The 17,672-nt window shown below is 60.8% G+C and carries 16 protein-coding genes and 1 pseudogene; 4 read left to right on the forward strand and 13 right to left on the reverse strand.

Annotation, left to right across the window (positions count from 1 at the left end):
• Positions 1-2: 2 nt before the first annotated feature.
• From WA225_RS10190 to WA225_RS10215, 6 genes are read right to left on the reverse strand one after another with little or no spacing between them, the layout of a single operon-like run.
• Positions 3-1,334: a DUF58 domain-containing protein gene (locus WA225_RS10190; RefSeq protein WP_422607841.1), complete on the reverse strand. Its 1,332-nt coding sequence runs from the start codon at positions 1,332-1,334 to the stop codon at positions 3-5.
• Positions 1,331-2,332 (reverse strand): AAA family ATPase, encoded by a 1,002-nt coding sequence (locus WA225_RS10195; RefSeq protein WP_422607842.1) that lies wholly within the window; start codon positions 2,330-2,332, stop codon positions 1,331-1,333. The genes WA225_RS10190 and WA225_RS10195 overlap by 4 nt, the downstream gene beginning before the upstream one ends.
• Positions 2,329-3,477, reverse strand: coding sequence for a DUF4350 domain-containing protein (locus WA225_RS10200; protein ID WP_422608208.1), 1,149 nt, complete (start codon positions 3,475-3,477; stop codon positions 2,329-2,331). Before WA225_RS10200 ends, WA225_RS10195 begins: the two co-directional genes overlap by 4 nt.
• 11 nt (positions 3,478-3,488) lie before the next feature.
• Positions 3,489-5,036, reverse strand: coding sequence for a DUF4129 domain-containing protein (locus tag WA225_RS10205; protein ID WP_422607843.1), 1,548 nt, complete (start codon positions 5,034-5,036; stop codon positions 3,489-3,491).
• Entirely contained in the window at positions 5,023-6,000 is a 978-nt protein-coding gene (locus WA225_RS10210) for a stage II sporulation protein M (RefSeq protein ID WP_422607844.1), read from the reverse strand. The genes WA225_RS10205 and WA225_RS10210 overlap by 14 nt, the downstream gene beginning before the upstream one ends.
• Positions 5,997-6,722 (reverse strand): RDD family protein, encoded by a 726-nt coding sequence (locus WA225_RS10215; RefSeq protein ID WP_422607845.1) that lies wholly within the window; start codon positions 6,720-6,722, stop codon positions 5,997-5,999. Before WA225_RS10215 ends, WA225_RS10210 begins: the two co-directional genes overlap by 4 nt.
• A 180-nt stretch (positions 6,723-6,902) precedes the next feature.
• Between WA225_RS10215 and sbcB the strand changes: the two genes are divergently transcribed.
• Positions 6,903-8,333 carry an exodeoxyribonuclease I gene (gene sbcB, locus WA225_RS10220; RefSeq protein ID WP_422607846.1) on the forward strand — a complete coding sequence of 477 codons (1,431 nt, stop codon included), beginning with the start codon at positions 6,903-6,905 and terminating at the stop codon, positions 8,331-8,333.
• 97 nt (positions 8,334-8,430) lie between these two features.
• On the opposite strand, the gene mvaT is transcribed toward sbcB, so the two are convergent.
• Positions 8,431-8,808 carry a histone-like nucleoid-structuring protein MvaT gene (mvaT, locus tag WA225_RS10225; protein WP_007912775.1) on the reverse strand — a complete coding sequence of 126 codons (378 nt, stop codon included), beginning with the start codon at positions 8,806-8,808 and terminating at the stop codon, positions 8,431-8,433.
• A gap of 336 nt (positions 8,809-9,144) precedes the next feature.
• On the opposite strand from mvaT, the gene purU reads away from it, so the two are divergent.
• Complete coding sequence (gene purU, locus WA225_RS10230; RefSeq protein WP_064119088.1) at positions 9,145-9,993, forward strand: formyltetrahydrofolate deformylase; 849 nt, start codon at positions 9,145-9,147, stop codon at positions 9,991-9,993.
• Positions 9,994-10,079: 86 nt separating this feature from the next.
• The gene (locus WA225_RS10235; protein WP_422607847.1) at positions 10,080-10,259 is read left to right on the forward strand and encodes a hypothetical protein; all 180 of its coding nucleotides are present in this window, start codon (positions 10,080-10,082) and stop codon (positions 10,257-10,259) included.
• On the opposite strand, the gene WA225_RS10240 is transcribed toward WA225_RS10235, so the two are convergent.
• The 5 genes and pseudogenes from WA225_RS10240 to WA225_RS10260 all read right to left on the reverse strand — a co-directional run.
• The gene (locus WA225_RS10240; RefSeq protein ID WP_422607848.1) at positions 10,243-11,241 is read right to left on the reverse strand and encodes a lysylphosphatidylglycerol synthase transmembrane domain-containing protein; all 999 of its coding nucleotides are present in this window, start codon (positions 11,239-11,241) and stop codon (positions 10,243-10,245) included. The two genes, WA225_RS10235 and WA225_RS10240, sit on opposite strands and share 17 nt — an antisense overlap.
• Positions 11,238-12,014: a DUF2334 domain-containing protein gene (locus WA225_RS10245; RefSeq protein WP_422607849.1), complete on the reverse strand. Its 777-nt coding sequence runs from the start codon at positions 12,012-12,014 to the stop codon at positions 11,238-11,240. The genes WA225_RS10240 and WA225_RS10245 overlap by 4 nt, the downstream gene beginning before the upstream one ends.
• Complete coding sequence (locus tag WA225_RS10250; protein WP_422608209.1) at positions 12,007-13,119, reverse strand: glycosyltransferase family 4 protein; 1,113 nt, start codon at positions 13,117-13,119, stop codon at positions 12,007-12,009. Before WA225_RS10250 ends, WA225_RS10245 begins: the two co-directional genes overlap by 8 nt.
• Positions 13,120-13,373: 254 nt before the next feature.
• The gene (locus WA225_RS10255) at positions 13,374-14,138 is read right to left on the reverse strand and encodes a methyl-accepting chemotaxis protein (RefSeq protein WP_422608210.1); all 765 of its coding nucleotides are present in this window, start codon (positions 14,136-14,138) and stop codon (positions 13,374-13,376) included.
• 93 nt (positions 14,139-14,231) lie between these two features.
• A pseudogene (locus tag WA225_RS10260) lies at positions 14,232-15,263 on the reverse strand (HAMP domain-containing protein); the annotation flags it as partial.
• A gap of 190 nt (positions 15,264-15,453) precedes the next feature.
• Between WA225_RS10260 and WA225_RS10265 the strand changes: the two are divergent.
• Positions 15,454-16,932 (forward strand): helicase HerA-like domain-containing protein, encoded by a 1,479-nt coding sequence (locus WA225_RS10265; RefSeq protein ID WP_422607850.1) that lies wholly within the window; start codon positions 15,454-15,456, stop codon positions 16,930-16,932.
• 103 nt (positions 16,933-17,035) lie between these two features.
• Here the strand turns inward: WA225_RS10265 and WA225_RS10270 are convergent, their stop codons facing one another.
• Positions 17,036-17,491, reverse strand: coding sequence for a DUF721 domain-containing protein (locus WA225_RS10270; protein WP_064391811.1), 456 nt, complete (start codon positions 17,489-17,491; stop codon positions 17,036-17,038).
• Positions 17,492-17,672: the final 181 nt, after the last annotated feature.

Consider the following 17,672-nt stretch of genomic DNA (forward strand, 5'->3'; position numbering starts at 1 on the left):
GCTCAAAAACTGCCAGCCTTCTTCCAGCTCAAATAGCGCGTCACCAGTTCAGCCCCAAGCTCCACAGGCCGAACATCCACCACCGGAACCCCATGAGCACTCAAGCGCTCATGGAGTTCTGCTCGCTCATTCAAATAACTCACCGTGCCGCAATAGGTCATCGCCTCGGACAAGGTTTGCACGGGGGCCTCGCGCAGCGAGTCGAGCGTTTCTTCGCGCAGGCTCGCCACCAGTACGCGATGTTGCGTGCTCAGGCGTTTGACCGCGTTCAGCAGTTCATCATCGTCTTCATCGCGCAGGTTGGTCACAAGAATCACCAGCGCCCGGCGCTTGTGCCGAAGCAGCAGTTGATTGACCGCGGCCTGGTAGTCGGCGGGACGTTGCGTGCTGTCGAGGTCGTAGACGCTGTTGAGCAAGACGTTGAGCTGGCCATTGCCTTTGACCGGCGCGAGATGGCGCGGTCGTTCACTGGCGAAGGTGCTCAAACCCACCGCATCGCCCTGGCGCAGGGCCACGTAACTGAGCAACAGGCAGGCATTGAGGGCATGGTCGAAGTGCGACAACTCATCGTCCTGGCTGCGCATGCGTCGGCCGCAATCGAGCATGAAGATGATTTGCTGATCGCGCTCGTCCTGATACTCGCGGGCAATCGGTGTGCGCTGGCGGGCGGTGGCTTTCCAGTCGATCTGGCGCAGGCTGTCGCCTTCGCGAAATTCGCGCAGTTGATGGAACTCCAGACCCTGGCCACGGCGTTGGCGCTGACGCACGCCGAGCTGGCTGAGCCAGTTGTCCACCGCCAGCAGCTCACCGCCATAGAGTCGGGCAAAATCCGGGTAGACGCGGGTGTGGTCGGTAACGTCGAGCAGGCGTTTGCCTGACCACAATCCCAGCGGGCTCGGCAGGTTGATTTCGCAATGCTCGAAAGCGAAATGACCACGCTTGAGGGGGCGCAGGCGATAGTTGATCAGGCTGCGCTGGCCCGGTTGCAGTTCGACCGACAGCGGCAAGTGCTCGAAGCTCAAGCCCTCGGGGACGTGATCGAACACCTGAACCTGCAACGGCGCGGCACATTCATGCGCGATCTCCAGACGGACTTCGCTCCAGCGACCGAGGGCGAGGCTGCCGGGGATCTGCCGGTTGATACGCGGTGCGGGCAGGCGTCTGAGGCGCAATGCATCGAGTGTTGCCAGTGCGAGCAAGGCCAGCAGCAACCCCCAGTTGATCGACAACAGGCTTGCCGGGACGTTGATCTGCAGTGCTTGCAAGGTGCCCAGCACGATGCCGATGGCCACCAGGGTCAGCAGCCAGACCAGCAGCAGGCGCGAGGGTTTCACAGGCGCGGCGCCGGTACTTGATCGAGCAATTGCTGCAACACCTGATCGACTTGCAGGCCTTCGATATCCAGCTCCGGGGCGAGGCGCACACGGTGACGCAGCACGGCCAGGGCGCAGCCCTTGATGTCATCGGGAATCACGAATTCACCGCCGCGCAACAACGCTCTGGCGCGGGCGCAACGCACCAGCGCAATCGAGGCGCGTGGCCCGGCGCCAAGGTTCAGGCCCGGCCAGGTGCGAGTGCTGCGCGCCAGCCTGACGGCGTAATCGAGCACCTGATCATCCAGCGGCAAGTCACTGGCAATGCGCTGCAAGGCTTGCACATCCTTGGCCTGCAACACCGTGCGCAACGGTTGCACATCGAGCATGTCGGCACGGGTCGAGCGGCTGACCTGACGCACCATGTTCAACTCTTGGTCGGCGTCGGGATAGTCCATGCGCACCTTGAGCATGAAGCGGTCGAGCTCGGCTTCCGGCAATGGATACGTGCCTTCCTGTTCGATCGGGTTTTGCGTCGCCAGGACCATGAACGGTTGCGCGATCGGCAGGGCCCGGCCTTCAAGCGTGACCTGGCGTTCCTGCATGGCTTCGAGCAACGCTGCCTGGGTCTTCGCCGGGGCGCGGTTGATCTCGTCGGCCAGCAGCAGGTTGGTGAACAACGGCCCTTTGCGCAGCTTGAACTGCTCGGTTTGCAGGTCATACACGGCGTGGCCGGTCACATCGCTGGGCATCAGGTCCGGAGTGAACTGAATGCGCGCGAACTCACCGCCGAAGCAACGCGCCAGCGCGCGCACCAGCAAGGTTTTACCCAGCCCGGGCACGCCTTCGAGCAAGACGTGGCCGCCAGCAATCAGCGCGGTCAGCACGTCATCGATCACGGCATTCTGGCCGATCAACGCTTTCTGCAATTCGCTGCGAACCGCCTGCGCCAACTGGCTGGCGCGCTGGCGCTGCTGGGCGGCGTGGCTGGCGCTGCCTGGCTCGATCTGTTCAGTCATAGCGTGTTCCTCAAGGTTTGCAGGTGGGCGACCCGGCGGCAGAACTCGGCGCTGGACAGGCGCTTGTCCGGCACCGGGCTCAAGGCCTGGCTGATGGCGCGGGTGGGTTGTCGGGTCAGGCGCGACAACGCCAGCCATTGTTCGGCAACGTTCAGTTGGTCAAAGCCTGGAGAGCGGCGGCGGGCGCGGCGCAACACGTCTTGTTGCAGCGCTTGCAGCAAGGTTTGCTGGCCGTTGTGGCGCAACACGAAGTCGCTGCTGGCGCGCAGGTGCTCCTGCAATTGTCGACGTCCAGTGGCTGCGGGTAGCTGAAGCGGGCCGTGGCGTACACCGACGTGCCACCACCACAGCCCAAGCAAGGCGAGCAGGGCGACGATGGCTTGCGGAAAATAACGCCAGAGCAAGGTCAGCAGACTGTCGTGCTCGGTGTTGTAAATCAGCGTGACGTCGGTGTCGGCGCTCAAGTACCAGAGCAACCAGGCGTTGTCGTACTGAGCGATGCTGGTGCTTTTCCACAGGTCGGCGTCGGTCACCACGGTGATCGAGCCGAGGCCGTGTGCCAGTTGCATCATGTGCGTCGCCTTGGCGCTGTTGGCCCAGGCTTGCGCAAGGTTCTTCGGGTCGTCGAGGTGGAAGTCCGTGTCGAAACCGGCATAGGCCGGTGCATCTTCGTCTTCCAGATACAGTTTGGTCAGTTTCGGCAAGCGGTCCTGCTCCAGATCCTCGGGCGGATCCTTGAGGTCCTTGCTCAGGGACTGATGCAATTGCACCCGATCCAGCAACAGGTCGTTGCTTTGCTTGCTCTGCTCATCCCACAGCGACTCGGCGACAAACACCAGCCGGCCACCGGCGCGTGTCCAGTTCAATACTTGCTCGACCTGACGCGGGGTCATCCTGGAACGGTCGTTGAACAGCAGCAGCGTGTGTCGGCGTGGGTCGATATCGGGCAGCACGGCAAGGCTTTCGGCATGGCTGACACGCAGGCCGCGCTCGCGCAAAAACAGCTCCGCTGCCAGATAGGGATTGGCCTGCGCCGCGGGTGAAGGGCCGTGATCGACCACTTCCTGATAAGGCCTGGCCTTGATGAACAGATAAGCGCTCAACGTGCCCAGCAGTACGATGAGCACGGCGCCGACGCACGCCATGGTACGGCGACTCAACGGGCCGCTCCGGGGCCGAACAAGGCGCGCCAGCCGTCGCACAACTCCCGTTGCAGATGCGCTGAGGGTGCGCGATGCCCGTAAGCCATGTTCTGCCAGTGCGCGGTCAGACTGCGACTGAACGCCACCAGTTCAGGGTGCTGCAAGCGCTCAACGTGGGCCAACACCTGATTTTCGGTGTCGGCAGGTTTCAGGGTCATGTCAAAATCGTTGAGCAGATGGCTGAGCAGGCCGCGATACAGCAGGCTCAGCGCCGCGCGTGGCTGGGTGGGCCAGAGGCTCTCGGCACTGGCAGCGATGTCCTCGGGCAATGTTTCAGGGCTCAAGTCCAGACCGAAGGCTTGCTGTGGTGGCGCTGGTTTTTGCTTGTCGGGCAATCTCGGACGCCGACTGACGAACGCCTGCAGAAACTCGCGATAGCGCCAGACCAGCCAGCCAAGCCCTGCGATGACGAGACCCCACAACAGCACCTCGATCACCTTGGCCAAGGCATTGAGCGGCTGGCCGTTGAGCCAGCCCAGCAGGGTTTTCAACCATTGCGGCGCTTGCGTGCTGTGCTCTTCTTTGCCTGGAGCGGCCGGATCTTCGCCAAAACGGTAGCGCGTGACGCTTTCCTTGTTCTTGAACGGCGGCTGTTCCAGCAAGGCCTTGATGCTGTCACGCGAGGCCTGACTGGTCAGCGGCTGATTCAACAAGCGCGGGGCGTCCGGGCTGCTGTCGGGTTCGTCTGCCCAGGCCGAAGGCAGATTCGGCAGCAACAGACAGATCGCCAGTAATAAACCCAAAGCGCTGCTGTTCAGGCGCTGGCGCAAGCGGCGGAACACCAGTTCGATGTCCCAGGCTTCCAGTTGGGTGCGCCGGTTCAGATAAAGGCTGAAGCCGCAGGCGACGTAGATCGGCTCCCACACCACCAGCACCAGCGCATAAAAAGCGTTGGTCAGGTGTTCGAGCCAGCGCCAGTCGTGATCCGCGGCGAGGATCAGCGTTTGCCAGTCCCAATCGGTTTCGATCTGCTCTGGCAGCAGCATATAGAACAGCACCATCAGGCCGATCCACAGTGCGGTTTCCAGATGCACGCCGATGATGGTCAGCCATTGCGCGGCCCCGGCGTTACGTTGCAACAGTACTTGCAGGCGTTGTTGCCGCGCGCTGCCGTCGAGGCCTTCGAGTTGCATCACCGGCAGCAGAAAGCTGCGGCTCAAGCTCAGTCGGCGCCACGTCAGGCTGGCCAGCAGTTGTGGCTTGAGCAGGCGCGGCCATGCGCGCAAGGCTTGCTTGAGTGTCGGCGTTTCCCCGAACAGCGCTTTCGAGAGGATGTACAGCGGCAGGCGTTCATACGCCGGTTTCAGCCACCAGAAGATAAACACCGCCAACGACGGCGAATCCCACAGCAACAGGCTGAGCACGGCAAACAGCGGCAGGGTGACGATCGCCCAACTGGTCATCAACAAGCGCCGATGCTGCTGGCTCATGAGCACGCCCAGGTCCATGGCTTCCCACGTCGTGCGCGGCCGGATCACCACCATGGCGTCACTCAGGCGCATGGCGTGTCCTTCCGGCAAACAACAGATAGCTCGCGACGAGCACCCACAGACCGGCACCCACCAGGTATTTGGTGGGCGCGGCGACGCTGGTTTTCGACGACCAATACGCTTCGATGAATGCCGCGATCAGCAGGAACAACATCACCCCGCAGATCAGCAGTACGCTTTTGCGTGCCGCGCGTTTCAACGCTTCGGCGCGGGTCAACCGTCGCGGTGCGATCAGGGCCCAGCCGAGTTGCAGGCCCGCCGCGCCGGCGAGGGCAATCGCGGTCAGTTCGAAAGCGCCATGGGCGATGACAAAGGACCAGAAGGTCTGGCCGAAGCCGATTTCGCTCAGGTGCCCGGCGACGGCACCGATGACCAGACCGTTGTAGACCAGAAAGAACGCACTGCCCACGCCCATCAATAAACCGCTGGCGAAGGTCTGGAAGGCGATGCCGATGTTGTGCATCACGTAGTAACCGAACATCACCCAGTCTTCACTGGCCGCGCGTTCGGCGGTGCGCCCTAGGTGGCCGGCGACCGGATCGTACATGCCTTGCATTTCGCGCACCTGATCGGCGGGGAGCAGGTTGTAGACCAGTTCCGGAAACACGTACACCAACACGCCAACGCCCATCAGACTGCCGAAAAACAGCAAGCCGGCGACCAGTACAAAAGGCCATTCGGCGCGGACCAGACGCGGAAAATCGGCAAGGATGAAACTCAGCAGGTTGGCGCCGAGCCGACTGCGATGCCGGTACAGTTGTTGATGCCCGCGCCATACCTGACGCTGCAGCGAGTCGATCAGAAAACTGCTGTAACCGCGTTCCTGGGCCAACGCCAGATGCTGGCAAAGTCGGCGATAGGCTTTGGGGAAACCGGCGACTTGCGAGGTGTCCTTGCCGTGTTCGAGGCGTTCGAGGGCTAGCGTAAACCGCTCCCATTCGGCCTTGTGGCGACTTTCGAAAAGGCTCTGCTTCATGTCGGGCCCAACAAGCCGCGGGCGATGCCGTTGAGTTCAGTAACCGCTTTGGGGGCGCTAATGTGTAGCGGCTGGGCCAGCAGGCCTGCCAGTTCATTGACCCGCGCCGGCGTCAACTGCGCCTGACGTTCCGCAAAACCGAGCACGGCGCGTTGTTCGCTGAGTGTCAGGGCGACGGGCGAGCGACGGGGTTCGGCCTCTGGCAATTGCGGGCGAGTCAGCGGGCGTTCGCTGTAGATCACCAGCGTGCCGGCAGCCATGTCGCCAAGGCGTTTGAAGGTTGGATGTTGCAGGCAACTGAGCGCGCCCAGAAAGTAGCCAAACGGCAGCAGATCGACGAAACGCAGCAGATTGCGCAACAACGAGGCTGACCAGCCGACCGGTGTGCCGTCCTCATGCACCACGCGCAGGCCCATCCACTGTTTGCCCGGCGAGCGGCCCTGACGCAGCACTTCGAACAGCACCATGTACCACCAGCTGATCGCAAACAGCAGCAGCGAGCCGAGGCCCATGCCGAGCTTGCCGAGAAACGCCAGCGCGATGAACAGCACCGACAGGAGCGCGCCGCGAATGCCCAGATCGATGGCGAACGCCACCGCCCGCACCATCAGCCCGGCGGGCCGCAACGGCAGGTCGATGCCTTCCGGCGTTTCGACCTGATGCCGCGTATCCAGCGGCGGGGTCAGCGATGCTTTCCTTGGCGGTGCTGTGGGCTCGAGCATGGGCTACCTGATGTACGCCTGTCTGAGTGCAAGTGCGTCCGATGCTAGCAGCCTCTCGGGGTGAAACGACATAACTATGTATTGCACCGCGTGTGACACGAGGTATTTGAATGTTTCAAGGCTGGCCGCGACGGCGGTTGAGCGCCTAGACTTCGCCGATCTTCAGTTCAGGAACCGCCCGTGACTTCTATCTTCTGGTACGACTACGAAACCACTGGCATCAATCCCCGCAGCGACCGCCCGTTGCAGGTGGCCGGGATCCGCACCGACCACGCGCTCAACGAAATCGATGCGCCGGTCAACCTCTACTGCCAGCCCAGCGAAGACATCCTGCCGCATCCGGCAGCGTGCGCCATTACCGGCATCACGCCGAGCCAGCTCGCCGAGCACGGCTTGAGCGAAGCCGATTTCATGACCCGGGTGCATGCACAACTGGCGGCACCGGGCACTTGTGGTGCCGGTTACAACACCTTGCGTTTCGACGATGAGATGACGCGTTACAGCCTGTACCGCAATTTTTTTGATCCTTATGCCCGTGAGTGGCAGGGCGGCAACAGTCGCTGGGATCTGATCGATGTGGTGCGGGCTGCCTACGCGCTGCGCCCCGACGGCCTGGTCTGGCCGACCAATGACGAGGGCCGGGTTACGCTCAAACTCGAACGCCTGACCGCAGCCAACAATATTGACCATGGGCATGCCCACGAAGCCTTGTCCGATGTGCGCGCAACCATCGCGCTGGCGCGTTTGATCCGCGAGAAACAGCCGAAACTGTATGACTGGCTGTTTCAACTGCGCAGCAAACAGAAAGTCATGGATCAGATTCGCCTGTTGCAGCCATTGGTGCACATCTCCGGGCGTTTCTCGGCGGCGCGCAGTTACCTCGGTGTGGTCCTGCCACTGGCCTGGCACCCGAAAAACCGCAATGCGTTGATCGTCTGCGACTTGCATCTGGACCCTCAGGGCTTGCTGGACCTGGACGCGCAAACCCTGCGTCAGCACTTGTACACGCGCCGCGACGATTTGCCTGAGGGCCAATTGCCGGTGCCACTCAAGCTGATTCACATCAATCGTTGCCCGGTGGTTGCGCCGCTGGCGGTATTGCGCCCGGACGATCAACAGCGATTGGGTCTGGACCTGGCGCTTTATCAGGCGAGGGCGCTGCGACTAACTGACGCACAACAAGTTTGGAAAGATAAAGTTGCGGCGATTTATGCCAGTGAAGATTTCACCCCGAGCGAGGATCCGGAACAACAGTTGTACGACGGATTTATCGGCGACCGTGACCGGCGTCTATGTGAGCAAGTGAGAACGGCTGATCCTGCCCAATTAGCGCAAGAGCAATGGCCGTTCGATGACGAACGTTTGCCCGAATTACTCTTTCGATATCGAGCGCGCAACTTTCCCGATACGTTGAATTCTGAAGAGCAAGAGCGTTGGAGATTATTTTCTCAGGCGCGTTTGTCCGCACCTGAATGGGGCGCTCCGAATACCTTGCAATCTTTTACAGAGGCCGCTGCGCAATGGCTGCTTAGTGCGACACCGGTGCAGAGAGATGTGCTGATCGAATGGCAGAATTATGTCGAGGCATTACGCAAACGTTTGAATCTTTGAAAACGAACATTACCGGCAGTCAAATGCCGGGCATAAAAAAACGCCAGCATTCGCTGGCGTTGTTTTTTCGCGGATCGCTCTGCGAAGACGTTGCGGCTTAGCCCAGCAGGGTAGCCCAGCCTTCAACCACGTCGCCGCCCCACTTGGCTTTCCACTCTTTCAGAGTTTTGTGGTTGCCACCTTTGGTTTCGATGACTTCGCCGTTGTGCGGGTTTTTGTATTGTTTAACTTTGCGAGCACGCTTGGTGCCGGTAGTTTTTACCGCGCCGCCGCGAACTGCTTTGGTTTTTGCTTCCGGGTCCAGCAGCGCGATGATGTCACGCAGGGATTTGGAGTATTCGCCCATCAGGGTGCGCAGTTTGCCTTCGAATTCCAGCTCGGCTTGCAGTTTGTCGTCTTGCGACAGATTCTTCAAACGGGCTTGCAGCTCTTTGATAGCTTCTTCGGTGGCGCGATATTCGTTGATCAAGGACATGATTACTACCTTAGTAGAGTGCTGAATGGCAGGGGACAGTGGCGCAATAATAGTCAGGCTGTTTCATCAAGTAAACATTTAACCGGACTTTTTATTTAAATTAGTTACGAGAATTAGCGGCAGATTGAATGTTCAGTTAAATAGTGTGATGCAGTCATCACCGATATTCACAGTTGTCTGATCGACGCCGCAGCGGAGCGCCAGCTGCCCTGACGATTGGCCCGCCCAAAAAGGCGTATGCCGAAACATCTGCCAGGGTAACGGTCATCAATACTGCAGTTTTCCTGCGCAGTCGCTAGAATGGCGGCCTTTGCGAAGTTCTGGAGTTTCCCCCTCATGCGCACTTTTCGGCTGGTGATCTCTTGCCCCGACCGCGTTGGCATCGTTGCCAAAGTCAGTAACTTTCTGGCGTCCCACAACGGCTGGATCACCGAAGCGAGCCACCATTCGGACAATCAGAATGGCTGGTTCTTCATGCGTCACGAAATCCGTGCCGATTCGCTGCCTTTCGGTATTGAAGTATTGCGCGAGAAGTTTGCGCCGATCGCCGAAGAGTTCTCGATGGACTGGCGCATCACCGACACCGAGCAGAAGAAGCGCGTTGTGCTGATGGCCAGCCGCGAATCGCACTGCCTGGCTGATCTGCTGCACCGCTGGCACAGCGACGAGCTGGATTGCGAAATCTCCTGCGTGATTTCCAACCACGACGATCTGCGCAGCATGGTCGAGTGGCACGGCATTCCTTATTACCATGTCCCGGTCAACCCGCAGGACAAGCAACCGGCTTTCGCCGAAGTGTCGCGCCTGGTCAAACAGCACGACGCCGAAGTCGTGGTGCTGGCGCGTTACATGCAGATCCTGCCGCCGGAACTGTGCCGCGAATACGCGCACAAGGTGATCAACATTCACCACAGCTTCCTGCCGTCGTTTGTCGGTGCCAAGCCGTACCATCAGGCGTCCCTGCGTGGCGTGAAACTGATTGGTGCGACTTGCCACTACGTGACTGAAGAGTTGGACGCCGGTCCGATCATCGAGCAGGACGTGGTGCGCGTCAGCCACAGCGACAGCATCGACGACATGGTGCGTTTCGGCCGTGACGTCGAGAAGATGGTGCTGGCTCGCGGCCTGCGTTATCACCTCGAAGATCGCGTGCTGGTGCACGGCAACAAGACTGTGGTGTTCTGATCGAACTCACGCAGGCTTGAAAAACCAAGGGTCTGGGCGTTCAATCGCTCAGACCCTTTTTCATTCAAGCCCCCGAGGAAACCTTCATGAGTGATCCACTGGACAAAGCCACTTCCAAAGCCCCGGCGACATTGGGCGAGGGGTGTTTGAGTCGATACGATCCCGAGGACATGAGCCCGGAGGATGGCACCGAATTTCCCGGCGCTGCCGAGTTGTGGGAACAACTCAAAGAACATGAGCAGGACGACGTCAAGAAGCCTGTCTGACGTTCATCAGCTTCTTCAACAGCGGCCGGCCCAACATCAACAGAAACACCGGGCCACCGACCAACAGATAGAAGTAATACGTCACCACCCGCCAGATCAGAATCGCCGCCGCTGCGGTGGATTTGCCCACCATTGGCGCCAGCAGTGCCGCCGAGGTCAGCTCCGCCGCCCCCGCACCGCCCGGCAGCAGGCTGAACTGGCCAGCGCCCAGCGACAGCATCTGCACCAGAAAACTCCATGCCCATTGCAAGTCCGCGCCCAGGCCGCGCAACGCCAGATACAGCACGCTGTAACGCAGCAACCAATGCACGCAGGTCAGGGCGAATACTTTGCTCAATGTTTGCCAGGGCAACTTCAATGTATCGGTAAACGCCGCGAGAAAGTGCAGCAACTTGCGCGCCCAGCGGCGGCGGGTGCTGGCCTTGACGTTCAGCCTTGCCAGCAGGCGACCGCTCAGGCGAATCAAACGGCGGTGATAGCGCGCCACCAGCACACAACTGAACAAGCCACCGAACAGCGAAATCGCACTGACGGTCAGCAGCCACTCGAGGCGATCACTGAGGTGCTGAAACAACGCATAAATCAGAATCGCGCTGAGGGCGCAGAGGAAGAACAGCAAGTCGCTGAGCTGATCCATGGCAAACACCGCGCTGCCGCGGGCCGGACGCACGCCGGAGCGGGCCAGCAGGGCCATGATCGTCAACGGCCCGCCGCTGCCGCCGGGCGTCGCGCAGTAGGCGAACTCGGCGGCCATGACCACGCCAAGGCTTTGCAGCGGCGTGACGCGCTCGCGCTGATCACCGAGCAACAGGCGCAGGCGCAAGGTATTGATGCCCCAGCACAACAGAATCATGCCGAACATGATCAGCAACCAGTGCAACGGGAAGCTTTGCAGCCGCGCCCAGGTTTCGCCACCCCCCAGTACAACGGGGATCAGCACCGCTGCGAGCAGGCCGATCAGCAAGAGAATGCCGCGACTCATGCGGCGTTTCCCAGTTGACCGCGCTGTTGGGCGAGCCAGTGGATTTTGCTCATCGGTACACGTCCTTCGCTCAGTAGTTGTTCGAGGGTGTTCAGCCAGTAATCACGGGAAAAATCGTGGCGCATGTCCACAGGGTGCAAGCCTAGCCGAATCACCGGCGCCTGGCGCCAACGCTGTTGACGCTGCTCGCTGACAATCTTCGACAAGCCCCGGCGCCAGGCACTGCGGGCGCTCCAGACCAGACCCGGCGCATTGATGGCGCTGAACTCCGGCAAGCGATAAAGATGCTGCGGATCGCTGGTGTAGCGCAGCGGTAATTCGCGCAGAGCCTGGCGGGTGCCTTCACTCATCAGCCAGGCGGGGGCAACGAAACCGTGCAGCGGCCAGTCGTGGCGCTGGAACACCTCGATGCCGGCGCGCAGGCGGGCGAGGGCGGCTTCACGGGATAAACGGTAGAACTCGCCTTCATGGGTGTAAACGCGGCGCATGAACCAGTCACGCGGTGTCGTCGGGCCGGGTTCCCGGTCATCGTGGAAATAACCATGCAACGCCAACTCATCGCCACGGGCGACGCGCGCATCGAGCATTCGACAAAATGCCGGGTGATCGTCGAGGGCGTTGTGCCGGTGAAAATTCGGTACGAGCAACCACGTCATCGGCACGTTGCCCAATGCATCGACGGCCTCGACAAAGGGTTGGTAATCCGCCCACGTCGACGGCGCCACGTCATGCAGCACCAACAACAGGGCGCGGCGATTCATAGGCTCAGCCATTGGCAACCTTGGGCAGCGTATGCCCGAGCACGGCGTGATAGTGACCCAACAGGCTGTCGACCACCGTGTCCCACGCATAGTGGGTTTCGACATGCTGGCGCGCCTGTGCGCCGAGTTTTGTACAGCCGCGACTGAATAATTCGCGCACGGCATTGGCCATCGCCTGCGGATTGTTTGGCGCGCAAAGCAGGCCGCAGGACGGCGTGACGATCTCTTCAAACGCCCCGGCGGCCACCGCTACCACGGGAATCCCGCAGGCCATGGCTTCGAGGATCACCAGACCGAAGGTTTCCTGATCGCCGGCATGCAGCAATGCATCTGCACTGGCCATCAACTGCGCCACGCGTGACGCCGGGCAGAATTCGTCGATCACGCTGACATTGTCCGGCACGGCGGCGGGCATCGACGAACCGACCAGCAGCAAGTGATAGCGTGGGCCGAGGCGTTGCATGCATTTGAGCAGTACCGGCAGGTTTTTCTCTTTCGAGCCGCGCCCGGCAAAGATCAGCAGCCGGGCATCTTCGGCGATGCCCAGTTCGGCGCGCAGTTGCGGGTCGCGGGCACTGGGATGAAAGGTCTGCAGATCGACGCCCAGCGGTTGCACGAACACATTGCGTACGCCGAGGCAGCTGAGCTTGTTGGCCATCACTTGGCTGGGGGCTAGCACCCGGTCGAAGTTGCCGTAGAGTCTGCTGACGTACGCCTCGATATTCGGCATGACCCAATGGCCCATGCGATTGCCGACCAGCAGGGGCAGGTCCGAGTGGTAAAAGCCAATCACTGGCACGTCCAGTTGCCGCCGCGCATCCAGTGCGGCCCAGGCAGTCAGGTAGGGATCGCCGACTTCGATCAGCTCGGGCTGCAAATCGTGTAGCACGTTGCGCCAGGGGGCGAGGCGCAGAGGGAATCGATAACCTTTGCCGAAAGGCAGGGCAGGGGCGGGCACCGTGTAAACGCCGTCGTGTTCGCTGAACTGCGCGCCGGGGATCAACAAACTGTGGCGAATGCCGGGTTTGACGCTCATCCGGCGGTGTTTGGCGTCCAGATAAGTGCGCACGCCGCCGCTGGCCGGGGCGTAGAACATGGTGATGTCGGCGATATGCAAGGTGATCAACCCTCCGCTGCGTGGTTCTCCCTTGGTTGACCTTTATCAACAATAGATGTTCGGTCGGGATTGCGCGGCCCCCTCACCCTAACCCTCTCCCGGAGGGAGAGGGGACTGACCGAGGTGGATGTTGAAAGTACATCGACCTGAGAGGCGTGAGTCGAACTCAGGTTTTGAACAGCACGAAGATCGGCTCCCTTTCCCCCTCGCCCCCCTGGGGGAGAGGGCTGGGGTGAGGGGGTAGGCTTTTGATCTTAAATCCTGAAACTACCCACCAACTGCTTCAACCGCGAAGCCTGCTGCTCCAGGTCCGAACACGCCCGCAACGTCGCCTGCAAGTTCTCCACGCCTTCCTGGTTCAGCGTATTGATCTCGGTGATATCAACGTTGATCGACTCGACAACAGCGGTCTGCTCCTCGGTCGCGGTGGCCACCGACTGGTTCATCCCGTCGATCTCGCCAATGCGCTGCGTCACGCTGTTCAAGCGCTCGCCAGCGAGGTTGGCGATCGCCACGCTGTCCTGACTGTGGCGTTGGCTGTCACTCATGGTGCTCACCGATTCACGGGCGCCGACTTGCAGTTCCTCGATCATGGTCTGCACCTGTTGCGCCGATTCCTGGGTGCGATGCGCCAGATTGCGCACTTCATCCGCCACCACGGCAAAGCCACGGCCGGCCTCACCGGCCCTCGCCGCTTCAATCGCCGCGTTGAGCGCCAGCAGGTTGGTTTGCTGGGAAATGCTGGTGATCACTTCGAGAATCTGCCCGATGTTCACGGTTTTGCTGTTCAGCGACTCGATGTTGCTGCTCGACGCGCTGAGCATGCTCGACAGTTGATTCATCGCCTTGATGCTGCGATCCACCACTTGCTGGCCGTCTTCAGCCAGGCCGCGCGCATCACTGGCCTGATTCGAGGCTTGTGCGGCGTTGCGGGCGATTTCCTGTGCGGCGGCGCCGAGCTGGTTGATCGCCGCCGCCACGCTGCTGGTGCGCGAGGCTTGCTGATCAGAGTTGTACATCGACGAGTTCGATGCCGCGACCACGCGCAGGGCGACTTCGTTGACCTGGCCGGTGGCCGAAGACACTTCGCGGATCGAGCCATGAATACGCTCGACGAAACGGTTGAACGCCGTGCCCAGCACACCGAATTCATCGTTATTGACGATGGTCAGGCGTTTGGTCAGGTCGCCTTCACCGTCGGCGATGTCTTCCATGGCGCGGGTCATCACGTGCAGCGGCTGGATCAGAATACGGATCAGCATGCCGAGCAACGCGATGATGATCGCCACCGCGATCACGGTGGCAATCACCGCCGAGGTACGGAACTGGCTGAGCATGGCGAATGCCTGGTCTTTATCCACCGACAGACCGATGTACCAGTTCACCGACGGCAGGCCTTTGATCGGCGCGAAGGTGACGATGCGGGTCTTGCCATCGACGGTGACTTCGCTGAAGTCGCTGCTGATGCGCGGGGTGTCCTGTGGATAGGCTTCTTTCAGTGATTTCATCACCAACGCCTTGTCCGGATGCACGAGGATCTTGCCGTCGGCGCTGACCAGGAACACATAACCCATGCCGTCGAAATCGCGGGCGGCGAGGGTGTCGACCAGCGATTGCAGGCTCAAATCGCCGCCTACCACGCCGACGCTCTGGCCGGCCTTTTTCGAGGCGGTGGCGATGGAGATGATCAGTTGGCCGGTTGCCGCGTCGATGTACGGTTCGGTCAGGGTCGAGGTGCTGCTGCTCTCGGCACCTTTATACCAAGGGCGCACGCGCGGATCGAAACCGTCCGGCATTTTCGTGTCCGGGCGAATGGTGAAGTGCCCGGTGGCATCGCCCAGATAGGTGGCCATGAACGTCGAGGTCAGGGTCTTCTGTTCCAGCAGGCTGGCGACGTTGGCCGGTTCCGGGTTGATGGCGATGTTCTGGGCGGCGTTCTCGACCAGCAGAATGCGGCCGCTGAGCCAGGTCTGGATATTGCCGGCGGTGACCTCGCCCATCTCATTGAGATAGTTGTTCAGGTCATCGCGGATCGCATTGCGCTGCAACCAGTCGTTGTACAGCGTGAACGAGGCGAAGGCGGCGATGACGATGAGGGCGGCGGCAAGCAAAATTTTATGGCTGAAGCGCAGATTTTTGTTCATGGCTTGGGGTTCCGCTAAGGTCTTAATGTCCAGGGCATGCTTTTATAGAAGCGCGCAAAATGGGCAAGGTTGAAAACAAGCTGATATTTCCGTCTCTCCTTAGGGAAATGTCCGGCATGACTTGTGGTCGGGGTCTCTCACTCCTTTTTATCGGCCATGCAGAATCAAAGATTAACCATTAGGTGACAAAATGCCTGACTCCTCGCAACTCGTAATCGGCGCTGATCTCGCAGGCCAACAGATTGCTCAGGCGATGCGCCTGGCCAACCGTCACGGCCTGGTCGCCGGCGCCACCGGTACCGGTAAAACCGTCACCTTGCAGCGTTTGGCCGAGGCGTTCAGCGACGCTGGGGTGGCGGTATTTGCCGCTGACATCAAGGGCGACCTGTGTGGCCTCGGCGCTGCCGGCAACCCGCAGGGCAAGGTGGCCGAGCGCATTGCCGGAATGCCGTGGCTCAACTACAAGCCGCAGGCGTATCCGGTGACGTTGTGGGACATCCACGGCGAATCGGGCCATCCGTTGCGCACCACGCTGAGTGAAATGGGCCCGCTGCTGATCGGCAGCCTGCTGGAACTGACCGACAGTCAGCAGTCGGCGCTCTACGCAGCCTTTAAAGTCGCCGATCGCGAAGGTCTGTTGCTGCTCGATCTGAAGGATCTGAAAGCGCTGCTCAATCACCTCAAGGACAACCCGCAAATGCTCGGCGAGGACGCCGCGCTGATGACTACCGGTTCCAGTCAGGCGCTGTTGCGTCGTCTGGCGACGCTGGAACAGCAGGGTGCCGAAGCGCTGTTCGGCGAGCCGGCGCTGCAACTCGAAGACATTTTGCAACCGGCGGCGGACGGCCGCGGGCGCATTCATTTGCTCGATGCCAGCCGTCTGGTGCATGAGGCACCGAAGGTCTACGCGACGTTCCTGTTGTGGCTGCTGGCTGAACTTTTTGAACAGTTACCGGAACGCGGCGATGCCGACAAACCGCTGCTGGCGCTGTTTTTCGATGAGGCGCATTTGTTGTTCGGTGATACGCCGAAGGCCTTGCAGGAGCGCCTCGAACAAGTGGTTCGACTGATTCGCTCGAAGGGCGTTGGCGTGTATTTCGTCACGCAATCGCCGGCGGACTTGCCGGATGACGTGCTGGCGCAGTTGGGCCTGCGCATCCAGCACGGCTTGCGCGCCTTCACCGCCAAAGAGCAGAAATCCCTGCGCGCGGTGGCGGACGGCTTCCGGCCAAATCCGGCGTTCGACAGTTTGTCGGTGTTGACCGAGTTGGGGATTGGCGAGGCGCTGGTCGGTACGTTGACCGAGAAAGGCACGCCAGAAATGGTCCAGCGCGTACTGGTCGCGCCGCCGCAGTCGCGGATCGGTCCGCTGACGGAAACCGAGCGTACGCTGCTGATCGCCGGGTCGCCGTTCAAGGGGCGCTATGACAAACCGATCGATCGTGAGTCGGCGTATGAAATTCTGATGGGACGCAAAGGACTGGCGCCAGAGGCTGAAGCGCCAGCGGCTTCGCAAGAGCCGAGTCTGGCGGACAGGGCTGGAGAGTTCCTGGGTACGGCAGCAGGGCAGGCCTTGAAGTCAGCCATGCGTCAGGCTGCCAATAACCTCGGCAAACAACTGGTGCGTGGCCTGATGGGGTCGCTGCTCGGCGGCAGCAAACGCCGCTGAAACCTGTGGGAGCGAGCTTGCTCGCGAAGGCGCCGTGTCAGGCAACACATAGGTTGAATGACAGTCCGCATTCGCGAGCAAGCTCGCTCCCACAGGGAATTTGTCAGGTTTTGTCTTTGGCGTGCGCCGCCAGTCGCTCCAGCGCCGCGCGCAACCCCGGATCACTGATCCCGTCCGCCGTTGCCTGAATCGTCGCCGCGGCATCCGTCGACAAATCCATCGTGTGCCCGGTTGCTCCGCGCTGCACCGTCGGCGGCTGCACCTTGAACAGAATCCGCGTCAAACTGGCGAACTCGTCAAACATCTGCAATTGCCGCTGCAAGCGTTTTTGCTGGTAACGCAGGCGGGTGGCCCAGTGGCCATCAGTGACAATCAGCAACAAACTGCCCTCACGCCACGACGCTACATGGCAGTGTTCACGGGCGGCGGGTTGCAGTTGGCTTTCGAGCAGGCGTTGCAAATGACCCAGTCGTTGGGCATGGCCGAGGATGGCTTTGAGCGGCTTGGCTTCGCGTAATAGAACGGCGGGTGCTCTGGCCGTAAGAGGGCGAAATGCCATGATCGAACACCTGAAGTAACAGAAACGCCATGGTAGCAGAAAGGAGCCGTTTCACTCGCCCATTGCTTTTGCCCCCGCTTTACCCATTAAATCAACAACTAACTTCTGCCTTGTATGACTTGAAGTTGAGCAAAACGCCCCTATTTTAAGTGAGCCCCGTCAAAGCGCAGTGCCAGCATCG

The sequence above is a fragment of the Pseudomonas sp. genome (assembly GCF_049300855.1).
Lineage (GTDB): Bacteria > Pseudomonadota > Gammaproteobacteria > Pseudomonadales > Pseudomonadaceae > Aquipseudomonas.